Consider the following 19,488-nt stretch of genomic DNA (forward strand, 5'->3'; position numbering starts at 1 on the left):
AGACTCTTACCGCACCTTCACCACACGTTTACCTCCGGGATAGTGTGCGGCTCGTGAAACGCATTCTGATCCGTTCCGGGAAGAGCCCGTTCCGTGTCGCCACTCCGGCAGAGTTCATCCACCAGGACCTGATCGGAACGAATACCGGGAACCTGCTCTTCAGCGACTCGGCCCACAAGATGCTGACCACCCCGGACACCGAGGTGACGTCCAACGGCATCCGCACCGACCCCTCGGCCCGCCGGGCCGCGGAGATCAACGAGCAGTACGACGTCTTCGTCGTCCCGCTCGCCAACGCCTTCCGCCCGACGTTCCAGGCCTCCCTGGACCGGCTCACCACGCTGATCGAGCAACTCACCATCCCGGTCGTGGTGTTCGGCGTCGGCGCCCAGGCCCCCGCGGACTACGACACCGGCTGGCTGAAGCCCATGGCGGACTCGGTCCGCCGCTTCGCCCGCGCCGTCCTGGACCGCTCCGCCTCCATCGGCGTACGCGGCGAACTGACCTCGGACTACCTCAAGAGCCTCGGCTTCAAGGACATCGACATCATCGGCTGCCCGTCGATGTTCCTGTACGGCGACACCTTCCCGGAGATCCGGGCCACGGAGCTGAGCGCCGCCTCACGCATCGCCCTCAACCTGTCGCCGGACGCGATACCCGTCGGCGACATATCGGGCCTGGCCCGGCACGCGTGGGAGCGCTACCCCCACCTCACCTACTACGCGCAGAACACCGTCGACGCGGAACTGCTGATGTGGGGCGACACCTCGCCGGAGTCCGGGCACACGGACCCCTTCCCGCTCCAGCTCAGCCACGCCCTGCTCCAGGAGAACAAGGTCCGCATGCCGCTGGACCCGGCCACCTGGATCGACGAGCTGCGCGGCTACGACTTCGCCTACGGCACCCGTATCCACGGCAATGTCGCCGCCCTGCTGGCCGGCACCCCGAGCGTGGTCCTCACCCACGACTCACGCACCCTCGAATTGTGCCGCTACTTCGACATCCCGCACCGCGCGCTCACCGAACTGGGCGCCGACACCGACCCGCGGGAGCTGTACGAGGACGCCGACTTCTCCGCGATGCTCAAGGGGCACGGTGAGCGCTTCGAGCGCATCATCGCCTTCCTCGACCGCAACGACCTGCGGAACACCTACACGCACGGCGACGGCGGCGCCGCCTTCGACGCCCGGCTGGCCGCCCTCGACCTGCCCGCGTCGATGCCGGTCTGGGACGGCGGGGACGACGGCCAGATGCGGTACCGGATCACCCGGCTGCGCGAGCGGATCACCGCGGCCGACACGAAGGCCGCCCAGCACGCCAAGGAGAACAAGGAGCTGCGCAACCGGCTGGCCACCGCCGAGAAGCGCGCGACCGAGACGACCAGCCAGCTCGACGCCCTCCGCAAGGAACTGACCGCCGCCACCAAGCAGCTGTCCGCGGTGGAGCGCCGGGTCACCGGCATCGACAAGCGAGTACTGGTCCGCCTCGGCCCGGCCCTGCGCCGCCGCATGCGCAGCCCGCGACAGGACTGACCACCGCCACCGCCCCGCGCGCCCGTGCACCGGCCCCCGGATCCTCCACACGCGTCCGGGGGCCGAGCGTTTCTCAGCTCGCGGTGAGCACCCCGGCGCCCGCCGTCTTCGCCAGCTCCGCCGGCAGGTTCCCGGCGCTGCTCTCCAGGCCCGCCGTCAGGACCGGGGTCCAGTCGACCGTCGTCTTGATCTTCTTCGAGTTCGCGGCGTTGTAGGCGGCGACGAGGTCGGTCGTCGTGCCGTTGACGAGGTTGCCGCTGCCCGCGACCGAGCCGGTGCCGTCGCCGCTCAGCAGCTTGGAGACCTTGCTGGAGCTGGGCACGGTCCAGTAGTTGTTCTGCGCCACGACCTGGGCCTTCGCGCGGGAGTTGATGCTGTACTGCGGCGCGTAGCCGTTGAGGGTCGTGACGTCGTAGTAGTTGTTGTAGAGGTGCACCCGGCCGACACGGGTCAGCGGGGCGCGCTGGACGATGCCCTTCCAGACGTTGTGGTGCAGGGTGACGCGCAGCTTGCCGCCGGGCTCGCTGTCGCTGCTGCCGATCAGCATCGTCTTGTCGTGGCTGGTGAACTGGTTCTGCTCGACGGTCACCAGGTCCGAGCTCTTGGTGATGTCGAGTTCGCCGTCGTGGACCTGGTACTCACGGCCGTAGTACTTCGGATTGGTGCTGTCGAAGTGCCCGGCGTCGCTGAACGTGTTGTGGTCGGTCCAGACGTGCGTCGCCCCGCGCAGCGTCACCGAGTCGTACGCGGAGTTCCAGTTGCCGTCGTCGCCGTCGGTCGGGTCCCACTGCGGGAAGCAGTCCTCGGTGTCGGAGAAGGCCAGGTTGCGGACGATGACGTTGTCGACGCTCTGGATCTGGAGCATGCCGCCGGTGATGCCGGCCTTGGTGCCGGGGACGCCGACGATCGAGGTGTTGGCGGGCACCTTGAAGACGATGTTCGCGGCCTGCTTCTTCTGCGCGGCGGCCCGCGCCGTCTCCTGGGTCCCGGAGGGCAGCTTGGAGCGGCCGTACGTCGACGGGTCGAACGCCTTCAGGTAGGCGCTCAGCGAGTACCCCGTACCGGCCGCGTAGTCGGCGCAGGTCAGCTTCTTGCCACTGCCGTCCGTGTTGGCGTCGATGGTGCCCTTGACCTTGATGACGCGCGGGGTGGTGTCGGACGCCGACCCCAGCGCCTTCACCAGCTGGGCGCGGGTCGAGACGGTGAAGGTGTGCGCTGAGTCGGCCTTCGCCCCACCGGTCGTACCGGAACCGGACGACGCCCAGCCGTCCTTGGCGGCGAGCGTCTGGTCGTACAGGTCGACGGCCGACGTGGCGTTCGCGCTCAGCACGAGCGCGCCGGCACCGACGCCGGCGGCGACGACAGCGGCGGAGACGACGAGGGTACGTCGCGTACGAAGAGACCGACGGTGAGAGGCAGAGGCCACGGGGGAGTCCTTACATACTTCCGAAGTACGGGAAACGGGCCCGCTGGGGGCGGGCCTCACTCCTCTGTGGTTGTGGAGATCGAAAAGGTTGCCGTGAATTTTTCTGCGGGGTGGTGCCCATCCAGGAAGCGGGCGGCGAAAGTTGACCCAGGCAGCCGTTGCCCGGCCGGACAGTCCGGTGGGTGGCACCGGCCCGCCCCGACCTTCGCATGTCCACAACACATCCGTATGGTTTCGCCATGGCACCTGAGCTCATCCCGATCGCCTACGAGCCCCACGGCCGTACCGAGGCCATCGGTCACTACACCGACGGACAGTTCCTGGCGTCGGTCACCTACGCGTTCCCCGAGGGGTTCCGGCTCGACGAGGGCTGGGAGGAGCAGAAACGGCTCTACTCGGTGCTGCATCTCTTCGACGCCGAGGGGCACTACCGCGACTCGCAGATCTGGTGCGCGGGCAGCTGGGCCGAGCAGCAGCGCGTTCCGGACGGCACCGGGTCGGTGCTGGTGCGGGCCCGCGCACACATGGCGAACATGCTGCGCAGCCTGCCGAGGCGGACGTACACGGACATCGCGATACGCCCGTTCCAGCTCGTGGTGGACGGCGTGTTCTTCGGGCTGGTGGCGAAGGAGGACGACGACGGGGGATGGGCCGAGCTCTACCCGGACCACCTGGGCTTCGGTGAGCCCTGGGACGGCCGGTACGACACCTGACACCCCCGAGGGGCCGGCGAATCCGGAGGCGCCCGGGGTCTTCCTTTCCGAGTCCCGGGCGCCCGCGTCGCGGATGTCTCACGGATGTCAGCCGTTGCTCGTCTCGTCCGGCTCGACACCCAGCGTCAGATGGGCGCGGACGCCTCGGGCGATGTGGTGGCGGTTGTACTTCAGGTAGAGCAGGCCGCCCTCGTGCCCGTTGTCCGGGTAGATGCTGTCCCCGTCGAGGGTGGTGCGGGTGGTGGTGTTGCTCGCGTACGGCTCCACGTCGGCCGACAGCAGCACCGACTTCTCGTCGAAGAACAGCTGGCCCGTGTGGCAGGTGTGGCCGCCCTCGTATCCGGCGTCCGTCCACTCGCCGTCCACGTGCACCTTGACGTGGATGTGGACGCACCGGCCCTGGTACCAGCCGGGGAAGACGGTCTTGAAGGTGACGTGCCCGTGCCGGTCCGTGTGCCAGGTGCCGCGCAGGTAGCGGGTGTCGTCGGTCGGCTCCTGATGGCCGCCGCCACCGCCGGGCGGGGGGCCGGTGGGGGTGCCGGTGGGCGCGTCGGTCGGCGGGGGGCCGGTCGGCGGGGTGCCGCCACCGCCGCTGCCCATCTCCTCGTACCCCGAGTAGATGCCCGTCGCGTTGCAGTGCCATATGTCCACGGCCGCGTTCCTGAGCGGCTTGCAGGTCTCCGCGTCGATCACCTTGAGGGTGAGGTGCAGGGGGATGCCCTCCTGGTCCTCGGTGACGTCCTGGCGGAGCTTGTCGGCGTCGATGTAGTACGGGCCCTCGACCAGTTCGGAAGTGAGCTTGTAGCAGGCGCCCTCCGAGGACGAGGGCGAGGCCGCGGCTTGGGTGCCCTGCTCCGCGGCGGTGCCGTCGCTCGCGGCGAAGGCGCTGCCGACGCCCACCGCGGTCACGGCCACACTGCCCGCCGCCAGGACCGTACGACGGGCCAACCTTCTTCTTTCTTCCGGGGATTGGGCATCAGTGGGGGTGTGGGTGTCTGTCATGGTCAGGGACCGTAGACAAGCCGGAGTCGGTGGGAACATCGGAGCGAGCTGTGAATCGCGGTGCGCAAGCGAAAGGCTCGAAACCGACGCCGGTTTCGAGCCTTTCCTTCAGCTGTGCTGCTTCTGTACGCCCTACTTCGGCTGCGGCTTCCGGATGGTCAGGTGCAGCTCGCGCAGGCGGGCCTCGTCCAGCTCGGTCGGCGCGCCCATCATCAGGTCCTGGGCGTTGCCGTTGAGCGGGAAGGCGATGGTCTCGCGGATGTTGGGCTCGTCGGCGAGGAGCATCACGATGCGGTCCACGCCCGGGGCGATGCCACCGTGCGGCGGGGCGCCGAAGCGCAGCGCGCGCAGCATGCCGGCGAACTCGCGCTCGACGGTCTCCTCGTCGTAGCCGGCGATGCCGAACGCCTTGAGCATGATGTCCGGCTCGTGGTTCCGGATCGCGCCGGAGGACAGCTCGACGCCGTTGCACACGATGTCGTACTGCCAGGCCAGGATGTCCAGCGGGTCCTGGGTCTCCAGGGCCTCCATGCCACCCTGGGGCATCGAGAACGGGTTGTGCGAGAAGTCGATCCTGCCGGTCTCCTCGTCCTTCTCGAACATCGGGAAGTCGACGATCCAGCAGAACCGGAAGACGTTCTCCTCGAAGTGCCCGGCGCGCTTGGCGGCCTCGACACGCACCGCGCCCATGATCTTGGAGACTTCGTCGAACTCGCCCGCGCCGAAGAAGACGGCGTGACCGGCGGCCAGCTGGAGCCGCTTGGTCAGCTCGGCGACGTTGTCCTCGGTGAGGAACTTGGCGATCGGGCCGGAGAGCGAGCCGTCCTCGGCGACGCGGACCCAGGCCAGGCCCTTGGCGCCCTGCGAGACCGCGAAGTCACCGAGCTGGTCGAAGAACTTGCGGGGCTGGTCCTGGACCGCCGGCACCGGCAGCGCGCGGACGTGCTTGCCGGCGAAGGCCTTGAACTCCGAGCCCTCGAAGATGTCGGTGATGTCGACCAGCTCCAGCTGGGCGCGCAGGTCCGGCTTGTCGGAGCCGTACTTCAGCATCGCCTCGCGGAACGGGATCCGCGGGAACGGCGAGGTGACCTCGTGGCCACCGCCGAACTCCGTGAACAGCTCGGTCATCAGCTGCTCGATCGGGCGGAAGACGTCCTCCTGCTCGACGAAGCTCATCTCGACGTCGAGCTGGTAGAACTCGCCCGGCGAGCGGTCGGCGCGGGCGTCCTCGTCGCGGAAGCAGGGCGCGATCTGGAAGTAGCGGTCGAAGCCGGAGATCATCAGCAGCTGCTTGAACTGCTGCGGGGCCTGCGGCAGCGCGTAGAACTTGCCCGGGTTCAGGCGGGACGGCACCACGAAGTCACGGGCACCCTCGGGGGAGGTCGCGGTGAGGATCGGGGTGGCCATCTCGTTGAAGCCGAGGGCGACCATCTTGTGGCGGATGGCCGAGATCACGGCCGTACGCAGCATGATGTTGCGGTGCATGCGCTCGCGGCGCAGGTCCAGGAAGCGGTACTCCAGGCGCCGCTCCTCGTTGACCCCGTCCTCGGCGTTGATCGTGAACGGCAGCGGGGCGGCCGCACCGAGCAGCTCGACCTCGCCGACCTCGACCTCGACCTCGCCGGTGGGCAGGTCGGGGTTGATGTTCTCGGTTCCGCGGGAGACGACCTTGCCGTCGACCCGCACCGTCGACTCCTTGCTGAGCTTGTCCAGGGCCTCATAGGCAGGCGTGCCCGGACGTGCCACCAGCTGGGTGATGCCGTAGTGATCGCGCAGATCGATGAAGAGGATGCCGCCCAGGTCGCGCCGATTGTGCAGCCAGCCACTCAGTCGGACGTCGGTGCCGACGTCAGAGGAGCGGAGCTCGCCGCAGGTGTGGGACCTGTACCGATGCATCGTGGTTCATCCAGCCTTCGCGGATCGGGGTGTGGTGACAGCCTGGTGTTCACGCTGGTGTTTCACGTGAAACACCACCCAGCGTACCGGGCCCCCCAGGGCCGACTCCCCCCATTACCAGGGAGGTGATCGGTAGCTTTTTTCGATCTCATCTTCCTAAAGTGGGGCAATGCGAACTGGCGAGCCCCTGCCCGCCGTGGAGGACGTCCTCGCCGCCCTCGCGACCGGGCTGTGGCACTGGGACACGGCCACCGGGCTGGTCACCGCGGATGCGGAGGCGGCGCGGCTCATAGGGCTGCCGGCCGAACCGTCCCTTCTCTCGGAAGCCCTGGTCCGGTCCCGTTTCCACCCGGTGGACTGGAACGAGAACACCAGCATCACCCGGCTGGCCGCCACCGAGGGCACGCTCGGCGAGGTACGACTGCGGGTCATGGACGAGCGGGGCCGGCTGATCCGTACCGTCCGCAGCCGTTTTCGCCCGGTGTACGACTCCAAGGAGCGCGTCTACCGGGTCACGGGCACCATTCAGGAGGTCTCCGAGCCGTCCCCCGGCACCGCCGCCCAGCATCCGGTCACCGGCGACTGGCGGCGCTCCCGCGAGGCGTTCCTGCTGGACGCGGGCCGGGCACTGGCCGAGGCGCGATCCACCGAGGAGGTGCTGCGGGTCGCCGGGGGCCTGTCGATGCCCGGGTTCTCCCCGGACGGGCTGGCCGTCTTCGGAGTCAAGGGCGACCGGCTGATGATGATCGGCCACCACGGTCAGCAGATCGACGAGGACAGCCCCTTCACCAGCATGCCGCTGGACACCGACTACCCGGCGGCGGAGGTGGTACGGACGGGCCGGGCCGTCTACATCTCCTCGGCCGAGCAGTACCGGTCCCGCTACCCGGTCACCTGGCCGCTGGCCAAGCGGTTCGGCCGCCGGTCCTGGGCCTTTCTGCCGCTGACGGTGGCCGGGCGGACCATGGGCGCCTGGATGGCGGGGTTCACCTACCCGGTGTCGTTCACACCCGACGAGCGGTCCGTGCTCACCACGGTCGCCCGGATGCTGGCGCAGGCCCTGTCCCGGGCCGGGATCGCCGACTCGGAGCGGGAGCTGACCGACGGTCTCCAGCGCTCCATGCTGCCGACGCTCGGCCCCGAGATACCCGGCATGGACGCGGCCGCCCGCTACATCCCGACCGGCGGCGGACTCCAGGTGGGCGGCGACTGGTACGACATGATCCCGCTGCCGTCCGGCCGGTTCGCGCTGGTCATCGGGGACGTCCAGGGCCATGACGTACGCGCCGCGGGCATCATGGGCCAGCTCCGGATCGCGCTGCGCGCCTACGCCTCCGAGGGCCACCGCCCGGACGCGGTCCTCACCCGGGCCTCCCGTTTCCTGCACGGGATCACCTACGACGAGGAGATCGCCGACACGCGGTTCGCGACCTGCCTGTACGTCGAGGCGGACCCGGTGACCGGGGTGCTGGAGATCGCCCGCGCGGGCCATCTCGACCCGGCGATCCGGATGGCAGACGGCACGGTGCTGCGACGGCCGACGGCGGGCGGGCTACCGCTCGGCATCGACCCCGACGCGGACTATCCGACCACGCGGTTCACCCTCGAACCCGGCGAGATCATGATGATGTGCACCGACGGTCTGATCGAGACCGGCGGCCATGACATCGAGAGCGGCTGGCAGCGGGTCCGGGCGATCATGGAGGACCACGACAGCGACCTGGAGAAACTGGCCGACGCCCTGGTGCAGGCCGTGCACGGCCCCTCCTCGCACCACACCACCGGACCGCTGGCCGACCGCCGCGAGGACGACATCGCGGTCCTGCTGCTGTCCCGGCCGGGCGCCGTACGCGACGACGGGACCATCGCCGTACGGCCCCGGGTCCGCCGCACCCTGCTGTCGGTGGCCCAGGACGAGCCCGAGCGGATCGCCGAGGCCCGCCAGCAGCTGCGCGAGCTGCTGCACGACTGGGACTCGCCCGACCAGGTCGACTCGGCGGTGCTGCTGGTCTCCGAGATGCTCACGAACGTACTGGTGCACACCGACGCGGACGCGCTGCTGCTCGCCGAGGTCTGGGGCCAGGCCCCGGAGCGCCGGCTGCGCGTCGAGGTCACGGACGCCGGCGACGACCTCCCGCACAAGCGCCGCCCCGGGGAGCTGGCCTCCTCCGGCCGGGGCCTGGTCCTGATCGAGCTCCTGGCCGAGGCCTGGGGCGTCGCGCCGCGCGGGGAGGGCAAGAGCATCTGGTTCGAGCTGTACGAGGGCCACGAGGGCTGCGAGGGGTAAGGGAGCCACGGGGCCGGGCGGGGCGGCCCGTCCGCGGGGCCGGTCTAGTCCGTCGAGTACCGCGCTCGCAGCTCGTGCACGACTCCGAAAGCGGCCGCGGTGAGCGGTACGGCGAGGAGCATGCCCAGGATCCCGGCGACGGAGGCCCCTGCGGTGATCGTCACCATCACCACCGCCGGATGCATCTGCACGGTGCGGCTCTGGATCATGGGCTGCAGCACATGCCCCTCCAGCACCTGCACGGCGAGTACGACGCCGAGCGCCCACAGCGCGATGACGAAACCCCGGTCGGCGAGGGCGACCAGTACGGCGACGGCACCGGAGATGAAGGCGCCGAGGTAGGGGATGTAGGCGCCGACGAGGACCAGCGCGCCGAGCCCGACGGCGCCCGGCACCCGGAGGATCAGCAGACCGACGGTGATGCAGACGGCGTCGATGAACGCGATGACGGTGGTGCCGCGCATGAACCCCTCGACCCGCTCGAAGGCACGGCGGGCCATGGCCTCCAGCAGATCGGCGCTGCCGCCGGGCGCCACGGTCCGGATGGACTCGACGACGAGATGCGAGTCGCGGAGGAAGAAGAAGACGAGCAGCAAAGCCAGTACGGCCATGGCGATGCCCTCGCCGACCACGCTGACGCCGCTGATGACGTTGGAGGCGGCGGTCCCGCCGAACTTGCTCAGCAGCTCCTTGGCGTTGTCGGCGAGATCGTCGAGCGAGGTCCCGGCGGCGCCGAAGTGCTGGGCGAGCGACTTCGCGGCGTTCTTGAGGGACGAGGTGATCTGGCCGCCGGTGTCGATGAGCGCGGCGACCACGATGTACACGGCCCCGCCGACGACCGCGACGACGGCGACGCAGGTGAGACCGGCGGCGAGGGAGCGCTGCACGCCGGCTGTGACGAGCCGCCGGTACAGGGGCCCGAGCAGGGCGGTGCCGAGGAGGGCGAGCAGCACCGGGGTGACCGCGGTGCGAAGCTCCGAGCAGAGCCGGATGCCGACCCAGCCGACGCCGGCGGCCAGCAGCAGTACGGCACACCAGGCGGCGAACCGGCGCACGGGCTCGGGCAACAGGGACACGCGTCCAGCGGATCACGCAGAGCCGCCACACGCCCTGCAGTGCACCCCCTGCCGAGTGACCCGCCCCCGATGAACCCACCCACGCCCACCCACCACCCGACTCGGTCGGTCAGAGGGTGGGGTCGAGGACCCGGGAGCGACTCCGTCGGCGGAGGGGAGAGTCGGTGGTCGGGGGAAAGGTGAGAGGCCCGATGTCCGTGGACGTCGGGCCTCTTGGGGTGGCGGCTCTGTTACGCCTGCGGGCCGCTGTCCGTCATTCCGTGGACCGCCGGGATCGTGCCCAGGCGACCCTTCTGGAAGTCCTCGAAGGCCTGCATCAGCTCGTCCTTGGTGTTCATGACGAACGGGCCGTAGTGCGCCATGGGCTCCCGGATCGGCTGCCCGCCGAGGAGGACGACCTCCAGGTCCGGGGTGTGCGAGTCCTGCTTCTCGTCCGCGCGCACGGTCAGCGAGGAACCCGCGCCGAAGACGGCCGTCTGGCCCAGGTGGATCGGCCGGCGCTCCGTGCCCACCGCACCCTTGCCCGCCAGCACGTACGCCAGCCCGTTGAAGTCCTCGCGCCAGGGGAGCGTGAGCTCGGCGCCGGGGGCCAGCGTCGCGTGGATCATCGTGATCGGCGTGTGCGTGATGCCGGGACCGGCGTGCCCGTCCAGCTCACCGGCGATGACACGCAGCAGCGCACCGCCGTCGGGGGTCGTCAGCAGCTGGACGTTGCCACCGCGGATGTCCTGGTAGCGCGGCGCCATCATCTTGTCCTTGGCCGGCAGGTTCACCCACAGCTGGAGGCCGTGGAAGAGACCGCCGGACATGACTAGGGACTCCGGCGGAGCTTCGATGTGGAGCAGGCCGGCGCCGGCCGTCATCCACTGGGTGTCACCGTTGGTGATGGTGCCACCGCCACCGTTGCTGTCCTGGTGGTCGAAGATGCCGTCGATGATGTAGGTGACGGTCTCGAAGCCACGGTGCGGGTGCCAGGGCGTGCCCTTGGGCTCGCCCGGCGCGTACTCCACCTCACCCATCTGGTCCATCATGATGAACGGGTCGAGGTGGCGGTAGTTGATCCCCGCGAACGCCCGGCGTACCGGGAAGCCCTCGCCCTCGAACCCGCTCGGCGCGGTCGTGACGGTGAGCACGGGACGGGCCACGGCGTCGGCCGGTGCGGCCACCCGGGGAAGGGTCAGCGGGTTCTCGACGGTCACTGCAGGCATGTTGGCTCCTCCTTGTACGCCCAGTTTAGTTGAGCGTTGAACTTTCTGCCACCCCTAACGGCGAAAGCCCGGAGGACATTCCCTCCGGGCCCGGTCATCGCCGATCAGTGGATCAGTGGATCAGTGCATCAGTTGCTGAAGTAGATGTACTTCCAGCCGCTGTACGTCGTGGAGTTCACGGTGTCGCCGGACGCACCGTTGACGTACACCGAACGCAGCCGCGCCCGGATGCCGGACTCGCCGGGTGCGCCGAGCCGCACGGCCGACCTGCCGCTCGTGCCGAGCGCGAAGTACTCGGAGTCCGTCGAGTGCCACTTCCCCTGGTAGTAGACCTCCAGGTCCATGCGGTGCTCGCGGCCCGGGTAGTAGGTCATGGTCGTGGTGAACACCGGGTCGGTGTTCTTGTGGAACCAGTAGTACGACGTCGAACCGATCTTCGCCGTCCTGTAGTGCTTGGAGATCGCGGTGGAGATCTTGACCCGCGCGTACGCCGTGGCCTGCACGGTCTTCGGCGCGTAACGGGCGTCGCCGTCGAAGACCGCGGAGACAGCCGTGTCCCGGGTCATGTCCACCCACGCGGCGATGTTCCCGTGCGAGTCCACCTTGCCGGTCTTGATGAGCTTCTTGCCCTTGTCGCCGCCGAAGGGGTCGGCGTAGATCTTGACCGAGCGGTTCTTGTACGTCGTCCCCAGGTGCGCGGTGAACTTCACGTCGGTGCCGTAGTTGTACAGCTTGCCGTTGTTGTTCAGGCTCAGCCCCGTCGCCGTACGGGAGACCGCGACCTTGCCGGAGGCGGAGGCCGCGGTGTGCCCGGCGTCGCCCGCGAAGCTCACCTTGTACGTGACCGTGCCGCCGGCCGGCGGGGTGTCCGCGAACGAGTACGTGCCGTCCGCCTTGACCGTGGCGGAGGCCAGCGCCTTGCCGTTCGGGGACTCCAGGTCGGTGCGGGTCACCGCGAGCCGTGAACCGGCCGGGACGGAGACGCTCGCGGTGATCTTTCCGGTGACGGTGAGCTTCTTGGCCCGGGGCGCCGAGGCCGGCGCGTCGACGGTCAGGGCCGGGACGCTGAGCGCCGGGTCGGTGACCACCCTGAGCTGGTAGCCACCGGGCGAGGACACCAGCGCGAAGAGCCGGGAGGAGTCAGGGGCCCAGGCGACGTCGGCGGCCCAGGAGGCGGCGTAGGTGCGCACCGGCACGGTCGTGTCCGGGCGGTAGATCGCCAGCTGCTCCTCGGTCAGCTGGGCCACCAGGCCGTTCGGGGCGATGTCGGCGCTCCGCCCGGACGGGTAGGCGCCGGCGGGGCCGAACTTCCCGTCCGCGTAGGAGTGCCGTTGGGTGCCGTGCACCAGGACCTCTGCCGTACCCGGCACCAGGTCGATGTCGCTGACATAGCCCAGGGGGTAGCTGCCGTCGTGCCAGGCGGTCAGCCGCGGAGCGGCACCCGAGACGTCGAGGACGGCCATCATGCCCTTGGACATGTCGTTGAAGTCGCTCGACCCGACGGCCAGCAGACCGGGCTCGAACGGGTCGGTGTCGAGGAAGGCGCCGCCCCCGACCACGGGATGGTCCTGGTCCGCGGGGAACAGCCCGAGGGCCATCGGGTCGGCGCCGCCGGCCGGGTCCACCGCCGGGTCGATCGACCCCAGGTTCCCCTTCCCGTCGCCGTCCTCGTAGGTGAACCACACCTTTCCGGCGGAGTACTCGACGTACAGCGGCCCGATGCCCGTGGCCACGGGGTAGCGCGCCTTGACGTCCAGCGTGGCCGCGTCGAGGGCCACGATCTCGTGGCTGACTCGCGCGGTCGCGTACAGGGTGGCGCCGTCGTCGGACAGCGCCAGGTCGAAGATGCCGTCGATGCCGGTCACCGAGTCGACGCGATTGCCGTTGTAGTCGGCGGCCACGATGCTGTCGTTCGTGTCGTTGCCGACGAACACCCGCCCCAGGGGCGCGTCCACGACGATGCCCCCGGGGGAGCCGATGGTGACGGGGACCGCCGACGCCGGACCGGCCGCCGCGACGCCGAGCACGGCGGAGCTGAAGAGGACCGCGAGCGTCGTCGCGGCCGAGGTGCTGCGCATACGCACAGTGATGGACCCCCCACAGGAATCCCGGCGTCGCCGGGAGATCGAGAGCGCCGCGCGACACCCGGACACGTCCATGAGGAAGGCGCGATGTACGGGGCGCGGCAGCCGGAGGTCACCCTATGACATGCCTGTGACATTCTGAGGCGCTTTTCCGCCCCGGCGGATGTCAGCCGTACATCCGCCGCATCGCGAAGTCCACCATCTGTTCGACCGCCTTCGCGTCGAAGACCATCCGGTGCTCGCCCTCCATGTCGAGGACGAAGCCGTAGCCGGTCGGCAGCAGGTCGATGACCTCCGCGCCCGTGATCACGAAGTACTTGGACTCCTTGCCCGCGTACCGCCGCAGCTCCTTCAGCGAGGTGAACATCGGGATCACCGGCTGCTGGGTGTTGTGCAGGGCGAGGAAGCCGGGGTTGTCGCCGCGCGGGCAGTACACCTTGGACGTGGCGAAGACCTGCTGGAAGTCCTCGGCGGTCAACTGGCCCGTGGTGAAGGCCCGCACCGCGTCCGCGAGCGAGGGCGGGGACGGCTCGGGGTAGAGCGGGGGCTGCTGGCCGTACCCGCCCGCGCCGGGCATCTGCTGCTGCGGCTGGGCGTACTGCTGCTGAGCACCGACGTTCTGGTCGTAGCCGTACATGGGCGCAAGCCTACCGAGACACGCGGCCTCCGCGAGAAGGTAGACCCTTCTCACACTTCACCCGATGGGGGTTGCGTCTTATTACCGACGGGTAGCATCATCGGAGCTACTCGTTGGTATGTGAAAGCTTGCGCGGGGATTCAGTGCCTCGCCGATCCGGATACGGAGCCGTCACCATGGGGCACTACAAGTCCAACCTCCGCGACATCGAATTCAACCTCTTCGAAGTGCTCGGTCGCGACAAGCTGTACGGCACCGGCCCGTTCGCCGAGATGGACACCGACACCGCGAAGAGCGTCCTGGAGGAGCTGACCCGGCTCGCCGAGAACGAGCTGGCCGAGTCCTTCGCCGACGCCGACCGCAACCCGCCGGTCTTCGACCCGGAGACCAACACCGCGCCGGTTCCGGCCTCCTTCAAGAAGAGCTACAAGGCCTTCATGGACTCCGAGTACTGGCGGCTCGGCCTGCCCGAGGAGCTCGGCGGCACCACCACTCCCCCGTCGCTGATCTGGGCGTACGCGGAGCTGGTCCTCGGCGCCAACCCGGCCGTGTGGATGTACTCCTCCGGCCCGGCGTTCGCCCGCATCCTCTTCGAGGAGGGCACCGAGGAGCAGAAGAAGTGGGCGCAGTTCGCCGTGGACCGGACCTGGGGTTCGACCATGGTGCTCACCGAGCCGGACGCCGGTTCGGACGTCGGCGCCGGCCGCACCAAGGCGGTCCAGCAGGCGGACGGCTCCTGGCACATCGAAGGCGTGAAGCGGTTCATCACCTCCGGTGAGCACGACATGGAGGAGAACATCCTCCACTACGTGCTGGCCCGGCCCGAGGGTGCCGGACCGGGCACGAAGGGGCTGTCGCTCTTCCTCGTCCCGAAGTACCTCTTCGACCACGAGACCGGCGAGCTGGGCGAGCGCAACGGCGTCTACGCCACGAACGTCGAGCACAAGATGGGCCTCAAGGCCTCCAACACCTGCGAGATGACCTTCGGCGACCGGCACCCGGCCAAGGGCTGGCTGATCGGCGACAAGCACGAGGGCATCCGCCAGATGTTCCGGATCATCGAGTTCGCCCGCATGATGGTCGGCACGAAGGCGATCTCCACGCTGTCGACGGGCTACCTCAACGCCCTGGAGTACGCCAAGGAGCGCGTCCAGGGTCCCGACCTGGCGAACTTCATGGACAAGTCCGCGCCCAAGGTCACCGTCACCCACCACCCCGACGTCCGCCGCTCGCTGATCACGCAGAAGGCGTACGCCGAGGGCATGCGCGCCCTGGTCCTCTACACCGCCTCGATCCAGGACGCGATCGCGGTCAAGGAGGCGAACGGCGAGGACCCGAAGGCCGAGCACGCGCTCAACGACCTGCTCCTGCCGATCGTCAAGGGCTACGGCTCCGAGAAGGGCTACGAGCAGCTGGCCCAGTCGTTGCAGACCTTCGGCGGCTCCGGCTTCCTGCAGGAGTACCCGATCGAGCAGTACATCCGCGATGCCAAGATCGACACCCTCTACGAAGGCACCACCGCCATCCAGGGCCAGGACTTCTTCTTCCGGAAGATCGTCCGCAACCAGGGCGCGGCGCTGAACTCCCTCGCCGAGGACATCAAGAAGTTCCTGGCGCTCGGCACCGGCGGCGAGGAGCTGGCGGGCGCCCGCGAGCACCTCGCGAAGGCGGCCGTGGAGCTGGAGGCGATCGTCGGCCTGATGCTGACCGACCTCGCGGCCACCGAGCAGGACGTCAAGAACATCTACAAGGTGGGCCTGAACGCCACCCGCCTGCTGCTCGCCTCCGGCGACGTGATCGTCGGCTACCTGCTGCTCAAGGGCGCCGCGGTCGCCGCCGAGAAGCTGGAGACGGCGTCCACCAAGGCCGTGTCCTCCAAGGACGTCGCCTTCTACACCGGCAAGATCGCGGCGGCGAAGTTCTTCGCGGCCAACGTGCTGCCGGGTGTCACCCTGGCCCGCAAGATCGCGGCCGACGTCGACCTCGACCTGATGGAGCTGGACGAGGCGGCTTTCTGATCGTTCCGATCAACCCGGTTTGCCCACGGTGGCCCGCTCCCTCCCCGGGAGCGGGCCACCGTACGTCGTTAAGGTGAAGAGCATGAGCGAACCAGCCCGCCCGTCGCCCGCCACCGCCACTCCGCGGAGCGCTGCGCGCACCCCTGTCGCCTTCGACCGCGGCCACACCGACGACCTGATGTCCTTCCTCGCGGCCGGCCCCACGCCGTACCACGCCGTGGCGAACGCCGGTGAACGGCTGGAGAAGGCCGGTTTCCGGCAGGTCGCCGAGACGGACGCCTGGGACGGGACGGCGGGCGGCAAGTACGTGCTGCGCGGCGGCGCGATCATCGCCTGGTACGTCCCGGAGGGCGCCGCACCCCACACGCCGTTCCGGATCGTCGGCGCGCACACCGACTCCCCGAACCTGCGGGTGAAGCCCCGCCCGGACACCGGGGCGCACGGCTTCCGCCAGGTCGCCGTGGAGATCTACGGCGGACCGCTCATGAACTCCTGGCTCGACCGGGACCTGGGCCTGGCCGGCCGGCTCAGCCTGCGCGACGGCACCACCCGGCTGGTCGACGTGCGCCGGCCGCTGCTGCGGGTGCCCCAGCTCGCCATCCACCTGGACCGCGCGGTCAGCAGCGACGGGCTCAAGCTGGACAAGCAGCGCCATCTGCAGCCGATCTGGGGCCTCGGTGACGACATCCGCGACGGTGACCTGATCGCCTTCCTGGAGCAGGAGTCGGGTCTGCCGGCCGGCTCGGTGACCGGCTGGGACCTGATGACCTACGCCATCGAACCGCCGGCCTACCTGGGCCGCGACCAGGAGATGATGGCCGGCCCCCGGATGGACAACCTGCTGTCCGTGCACGCCGGTACGGCGGCCCTCGCGGCCGTGGCGGCGGGCGGCGCGCAGCTCCCCTGCATCCCGGTGCTCGCCGCCTTCGACCACGAGGAGACCGGTTCCCAGTCCGACACCGGCGCCGACGGCCCGCTGCTCGGCAGCGTGCTGGAGCGCTCGGTACTGGCTCGCGGCGGATCCTACGAGGACCGGGCGAGGGCCCTCGCCGCCACCGTCTGTCTCTCCTCCGACACCGGTCACGCCGTCCACCCCAACTACGCGGAGCGCCACGACCCCACGCACCACCCCCGCCTCAACGGTGGCCCGATCCTCAAGGTCAACGTCAACAACCGCTACGCGACGGACGGTTCGGGCCGCGCGATCTTCGCCGCCGCCTGCGACCGGGCCGGGGTCCCCTTCCAGACCTTCGTCTCCAACAACTCCATGCCCTGCGGCACCACGATCGGCCCGATCACCGCGGCCCGCCACGGCATCCAGACCGTCGACATCGGCGCGGCGATCCTCTCCATGCACAGCGCCCGTGAACTCTGCGGCGCCGACGACCCGTTCCTCCTCGCGAACGCGCTGACGGCTTTCCTGGAGGGCTAGTTGCACATGCCCCGCCCGCCCCTGGGTACCCGGTGTGGACCGGAACCACCGAACCTGAAGGGGAGGCAACGCTCATGGGGCTCGGCGGATGCATCATCCTCATAGCCGTGGGGGCCATCCTCACGTTCGCGACCGACTGGCACATGCAGGGCGTCAACCTCGATGTCGTCGGCCTGATCCTGATGGCGGTCGGGATCATCGGCGTCGCCACGTTCACCAACATCGCCCGCCGCCGGCGGGTCATGGTGCCGCCGACGACGGTTGTCGAGGAACGGCACCATCACCACCAGGACGAATACGGCGGCGGGTACGGCGCCTGACGAAGACGCCTAGGCCTCCTGGTCCATTCCGGCCAGGACCAGCGGCAGCCGGTCCGCTCCGCCCTCCGTGAGGCGGACCGGCACCCCCCAGTCCTGCTGGTGGACATGGCAGGCCGGGTACTCGTTGGCCGGGTCGTCGTCGCAGGACGCGGCCATCGCCGAGACGTGCAGGACGCCCTCGGTCACGGCCGGGTTCAGCTCCAGCTCCCTGGACAGGTCCGTGTCCGGACCGTCGCCCTTGAGCAGCAGCTCCGGCGGGGTCGAGGACACCAGGAGCCGCGTCGAAGGGCCGTAGCGCACGTCCAGCTTCTGGCCCGCCGGGGCCTGGAAGATCACGTCCAGCCGGAGGCGGCCGGGGGTCACCTCGGTCGCCGCCCGCTGGGTGCGGTGGGCGACCGACTCCACCCGGACCGCCTCCTCGGGCAGCCGCAGCCGGGTCAGCCGGTGGCGGGCCGACTCGACCACCACGATGTCGTCGCCGACCAGCACCGCGTCGCTCGGCTCTCTCAGATCCGTCGCCAGCGTGGTGACCTCGCCGGTCGCGGGGTCGTAGCGGCGCAGCGCGTGGTTGTAGGTGTCGGACACCGCGACCGAACCGTCGGGGAGCACCGTCACACCCAACGGGTGCTGGAGCAACGCCTGATCGGCCGCGCCGTCCCGGTGACCGAAGTCGAAGAGGCCGGTACCCACGGCGGTGTGGACGTGTCCGTCCAGGTCGACCCAGCGCAGGGCACTGGTCTCGGAGTCGGCGAGCCAGAGGCGGTCGGCGGTGGCGGCCAGACCGGACGGCTGCGCGAACCAGGCCTCGGCCGTCGGCCCGTCCACCAGCCCCTCGTTGGTGGTGCCGGCGGCGACCGCGACCGTCCGGCTCTCCGGGTCGTACGCCCACAGCTGGTGCACGCCCGCCATGGCGATCCACACCTTGCCGCCGAAGACCGCCACGTCCCAGGGGGAGGAGAGGTCGATCTCGCGGGCCGGGCCCGAGGTCGGGGAGCCCTGCCACCACTGGCGGCCGGTGCCGGCGAGCGTGGTCACCTCGCCGGTGGCCGGGTCGAGGCGGCGCAGGGCGTGGTTGACGGTGTCGGCGACGACCACCGAGCCGTCGTCGAGAAGCGCCAGGCCCTGCGGTTCGCTGAAGGCGGCGTCGGCCGCCGGACCGTCGGCGAAGCCGCGGATGCCGGAGCCGATCCGCCGCACGACCGTCTCCGCGTCCTCGGCCAGCTCCACCAGCTGGTGCCGGGTGGTGTCGCTGACCAGGAAGTTCCCGGAGGGCAGCAGCAGCGCCTTGCCGGGGAAGCGCAGAGCGGTCGGCTCGGGCTCCGGCGGCACGTACGGGCCGTCGCCGCGCCGCAGGGTGCCCTTCGCCTCGTGCTCCGCCTCCAGCTCCTCGACCAGCCGTGCGATCGCGTGCGCGTGGCCCTCGCCGGCGTGCTGGGCGACGACATATCCCTCGGGGTCGATCACCACCAGCGTCGGCCAGGCCCGCACCGCGTACTGCTTCCAGGTGGCGAGCTCCGGGTCGTCGAGCACCGGGTGCTCCACGCCGTACCGCTCCACGGCGTCGACGACCGCCTGGTGCTCCGCCTCGTGCACGAACTTCGGCGAGTGCACCCCGATGATCACCACCGTGTCCCGGTGCCGCTCCTCCAGCTCCCGCAGCTCGTCCAGGACGTGCAGGCAGTTGATGCAGCAGAACGTCCAAAAGTCCAGGATGACGATGCGTCCGCGCAGGTCCGCGAGGGTGTACTGCTTGTCGCCGGTGTTCAGCCAGCCGCCCTTGCCGATCAGCTCGGGGGCACGGACGCGGGCACGGCGCGGGGTGGGGGCCGGGGATGTGTCGCTCATGGATCAAGGGTG

At 69.8% G+C, this 19,488-nt stretch carries 14 protein-coding genes; 6 read left to right on the forward strand and 8 right to left on the reverse strand.

Going from position 1 to position 19,488, the window contains the following annotated elements:
* The first annotated feature begins 53 nt into the window (after positions 1-53).
* On the forward strand, positions 54-1,532 hold the full coding sequence (locus ABZ642_RS10845) for a polysaccharide pyruvyl transferase family protein (protein ID WP_360480534.1): 1,479 nt from the start codon (positions 54-56) through the stop codon (positions 1,530-1,532).
* Between the two features lie 73 nt (positions 1,533-1,605).
* Here the strand turns inward: ABZ642_RS10845 and ABZ642_RS10850 are convergent, their stop codons facing one another.
* Positions 1,606-2,958 (reverse strand): polysaccharide lyase family 1 protein, encoded by a 1,353-nt coding sequence (locus ABZ642_RS10850; RefSeq protein WP_360480537.1) that lies wholly within the window; start codon positions 2,956-2,958, stop codon positions 1,606-1,608.
* Positions 2,959-3,197: 239 nt separating this feature from the next.
* On the opposite strand from ABZ642_RS10850, the gene ABZ642_RS10855 reads away from it, so the two are divergent.
* Positions 3,198-3,671, forward strand: a complete 474-nt coding sequence (locus ABZ642_RS10855) for a hypothetical protein (protein ID WP_360480540.1) — start codon at positions 3,198-3,200, stop codon at positions 3,669-3,671.
* 87 nt (positions 3,672-3,758) lie between these two features.
* Here ABZ642_RS10855 and ABZ642_RS10860 read toward each other — a convergent pair whose 3' ends face one another.
* Together ABZ642_RS10860 and aspS are read right to left on the reverse strand one after the other, a co-directional pair.
* Positions 3,759-4,673, reverse strand: coding sequence for an intradiol ring-cleavage dioxygenase (locus ABZ642_RS10860; RefSeq protein ID WP_360480543.1), 915 nt, complete (start codon positions 4,671-4,673; stop codon positions 3,759-3,761).
* Positions 4,674-4,805: 132 nt separating this feature from the next.
* Positions 4,806-6,569: an aspartate--tRNA ligase gene (gene aspS, locus ABZ642_RS10865; protein ID WP_360480546.1), complete on the reverse strand. Its 1,764-nt coding sequence runs from the start codon at positions 6,567-6,569 to the stop codon at positions 4,806-4,808.
* Between the two features lie 169 nt (positions 6,570-6,738).
* Here aspS and ABZ642_RS10870 point away from each other — a divergent pair, with 169 nt between their 5' ends.
* Positions 6,739-8,856: a SpoIIE family protein phosphatase gene (locus ABZ642_RS10870; RefSeq protein ID WP_360480549.1), complete on the forward strand. Its 2,118-nt coding sequence runs from the start codon at positions 6,739-6,741 to the stop codon at positions 8,854-8,856.
* A gap of 44 nt (positions 8,857-8,900) precedes the next feature.
* Here ABZ642_RS10870 and ABZ642_RS10875 read toward each other — a convergent pair whose 3' ends face one another.
* From ABZ642_RS10875 to ABZ642_RS10890, 4 genes are all read right to left on the reverse strand, one after another.
* Positions 8,901-9,932: an AI-2E family transporter gene (locus ABZ642_RS10875; protein WP_360480552.1), complete on the reverse strand. Its 1,032-nt coding sequence runs from the start codon at positions 9,930-9,932 to the stop codon at positions 8,901-8,903.
* 230 nt (positions 9,933-10,162) lie between these two features.
* A complete protein-coding gene (locus ABZ642_RS10880; RefSeq protein WP_360480555.1) occupies positions 10,163-11,140 on the reverse strand; it encodes a pirin family protein in 978 nt (325 codons plus the stop codon).
* 128 nt (positions 11,141-11,268) lie between these two features.
* A complete protein-coding gene (locus ABZ642_RS10885; protein ID WP_360480558.1) occupies positions 11,269-13,218 on the reverse strand; it encodes an Ig-like domain repeat protein in 1,950 nt (649 codons plus the stop codon).
* Between the two features lie 172 nt (positions 13,219-13,390).
* Positions 13,391-13,861, reverse strand: coding sequence for an SseB family protein (locus ABZ642_RS10890; RefSeq protein ID WP_360480561.1), 471 nt, complete (start codon positions 13,859-13,861; stop codon positions 13,391-13,393).
* Positions 13,862-14,037: 176 nt separating this feature from the next.
* On the opposite strand from ABZ642_RS10890, the gene ABZ642_RS10895 reads away from it, so the two are divergent.
* The 3 genes from ABZ642_RS10895 to ABZ642_RS10905 all read left to right on the forward strand — a co-directional run bounded on the left by ABZ642_RS10895 (position 14,038) and on the right by ABZ642_RS10905 (position 17,631).
* A complete protein-coding gene (locus ABZ642_RS10895) occupies positions 14,038-15,879 on the forward strand; it encodes an acyl-CoA dehydrogenase (protein ID WP_360480564.1) in 1,842 nt (613 codons plus the stop codon).
* An 82-nt stretch (positions 15,880-15,961) separates the two neighbouring features.
* Positions 15,962-17,311 (forward strand): M18 family aminopeptidase, encoded by a 1,350-nt coding sequence (locus tag ABZ642_RS10900; protein ID WP_360480567.1) that lies wholly within the window; start codon positions 15,962-15,964, stop codon positions 17,309-17,311.
* 74 nt (positions 17,312-17,385) lie between these two features.
* Positions 17,386-17,631, forward strand: a complete 246-nt coding sequence (locus tag ABZ642_RS10905; RefSeq protein WP_360480570.1) for a DUF6458 family protein — start codon at positions 17,386-17,388, stop codon at positions 17,629-17,631.
* A 9-nt stretch (positions 17,632-17,640) separates the two neighbouring features.
* Here ABZ642_RS10905 and ABZ642_RS10910 read toward each other — a convergent pair whose 3' ends face one another.
* Positions 17,641-19,476: a thioredoxin-like domain-containing protein gene (locus tag ABZ642_RS10910; protein WP_360480573.1), complete on the reverse strand. Its 1,836-nt coding sequence runs from the start codon at positions 19,474-19,476 to the stop codon at positions 17,641-17,643.
* Positions 19,477-19,488 lie beyond the last annotated feature (12 nt).

This window comes from Streptomyces sp. NPDC007157, from assembly GCF_040634235.1.
Classification (GTDB): domain Bacteria; phylum Actinomycetota; class Actinomycetes; order Streptomycetales; family Streptomycetaceae; genus Streptomyces.

What these genes read in the sequence shown, in the direction of transcription:
- ABZ642_RS10885 (WP_360480558.1), bottom strand. Translation starts at nt 13,218, where the DNA reads ATGCGCAGCACCTCGGCCGCGACGACGCTCGCGGTCCTCTTCAGCTCC.
- ABZ642_RS10860 (WP_360480543.1), bottom strand. Translation starts at nt 4,673, where the DNA reads ATGACAGACACCCACACCCCCACTGATGCCCAATCCCCGGAAGAAAGA.
- aspS (WP_360480546.1), bottom strand. Translation starts at nt 6,569, where the DNA reads ATGCATCGGTACAGGTCCCACACCTGCGGCGAGCTCCGCTCCTCTGAC.
- ABZ642_RS10900 (WP_360480567.1), top strand. Translation starts at nt 15,962, where the DNA reads ATGAGCGAACCAGCCCGCCCGTCGCCCGCCACCGCCACTCCGCGGAGC.
- ABZ642_RS10895 (WP_360480564.1), top strand. Translation starts at nt 14,038, where the DNA reads ATGGGGCACTACAAGTCCAACCTCCGCGACATCGAATTCAACCTCTTC.
- ABZ642_RS10910 (WP_360480573.1), bottom strand. Translation starts at nt 19,476, where the DNA reads ATGAGCGACACATCCCCGGCCCCCACCCCGCGCCGTGCCCGCGTCCGT.
- ABZ642_RS10870 (WP_360480549.1), top strand. Translation starts at nt 6,739, where the DNA reads ATGCGAACTGGCGAGCCCCTGCCCGCCGTGGAGGACGTCCTCGCCGCC.
- ABZ642_RS10905 (WP_360480570.1), top strand. Translation starts at nt 17,386, where the DNA reads ATGGGGCTCGGCGGATGCATCATCCTCATAGCCGTGGGGGCCATCCTC.
- ABZ642_RS10890 (WP_360480561.1), bottom strand. Translation starts at nt 13,861, where the DNA reads ATGTACGGCTACGACCAGAACGTCGGTGCTCAGCAGCAGTACGCCCAG.
- ABZ642_RS10855 (WP_360480540.1), top strand. Translation starts at nt 3,198, where the DNA reads ATGGCACCTGAGCTCATCCCGATCGCCTACGAGCCCCACGGCCGTACC.
- ABZ642_RS10880 (WP_360480555.1), bottom strand. Translation starts at nt 11,140, where the DNA reads ATGCCTGCAGTGACCGTCGAGAACCCGCTGACCCTTCCCCGGGTGGCC.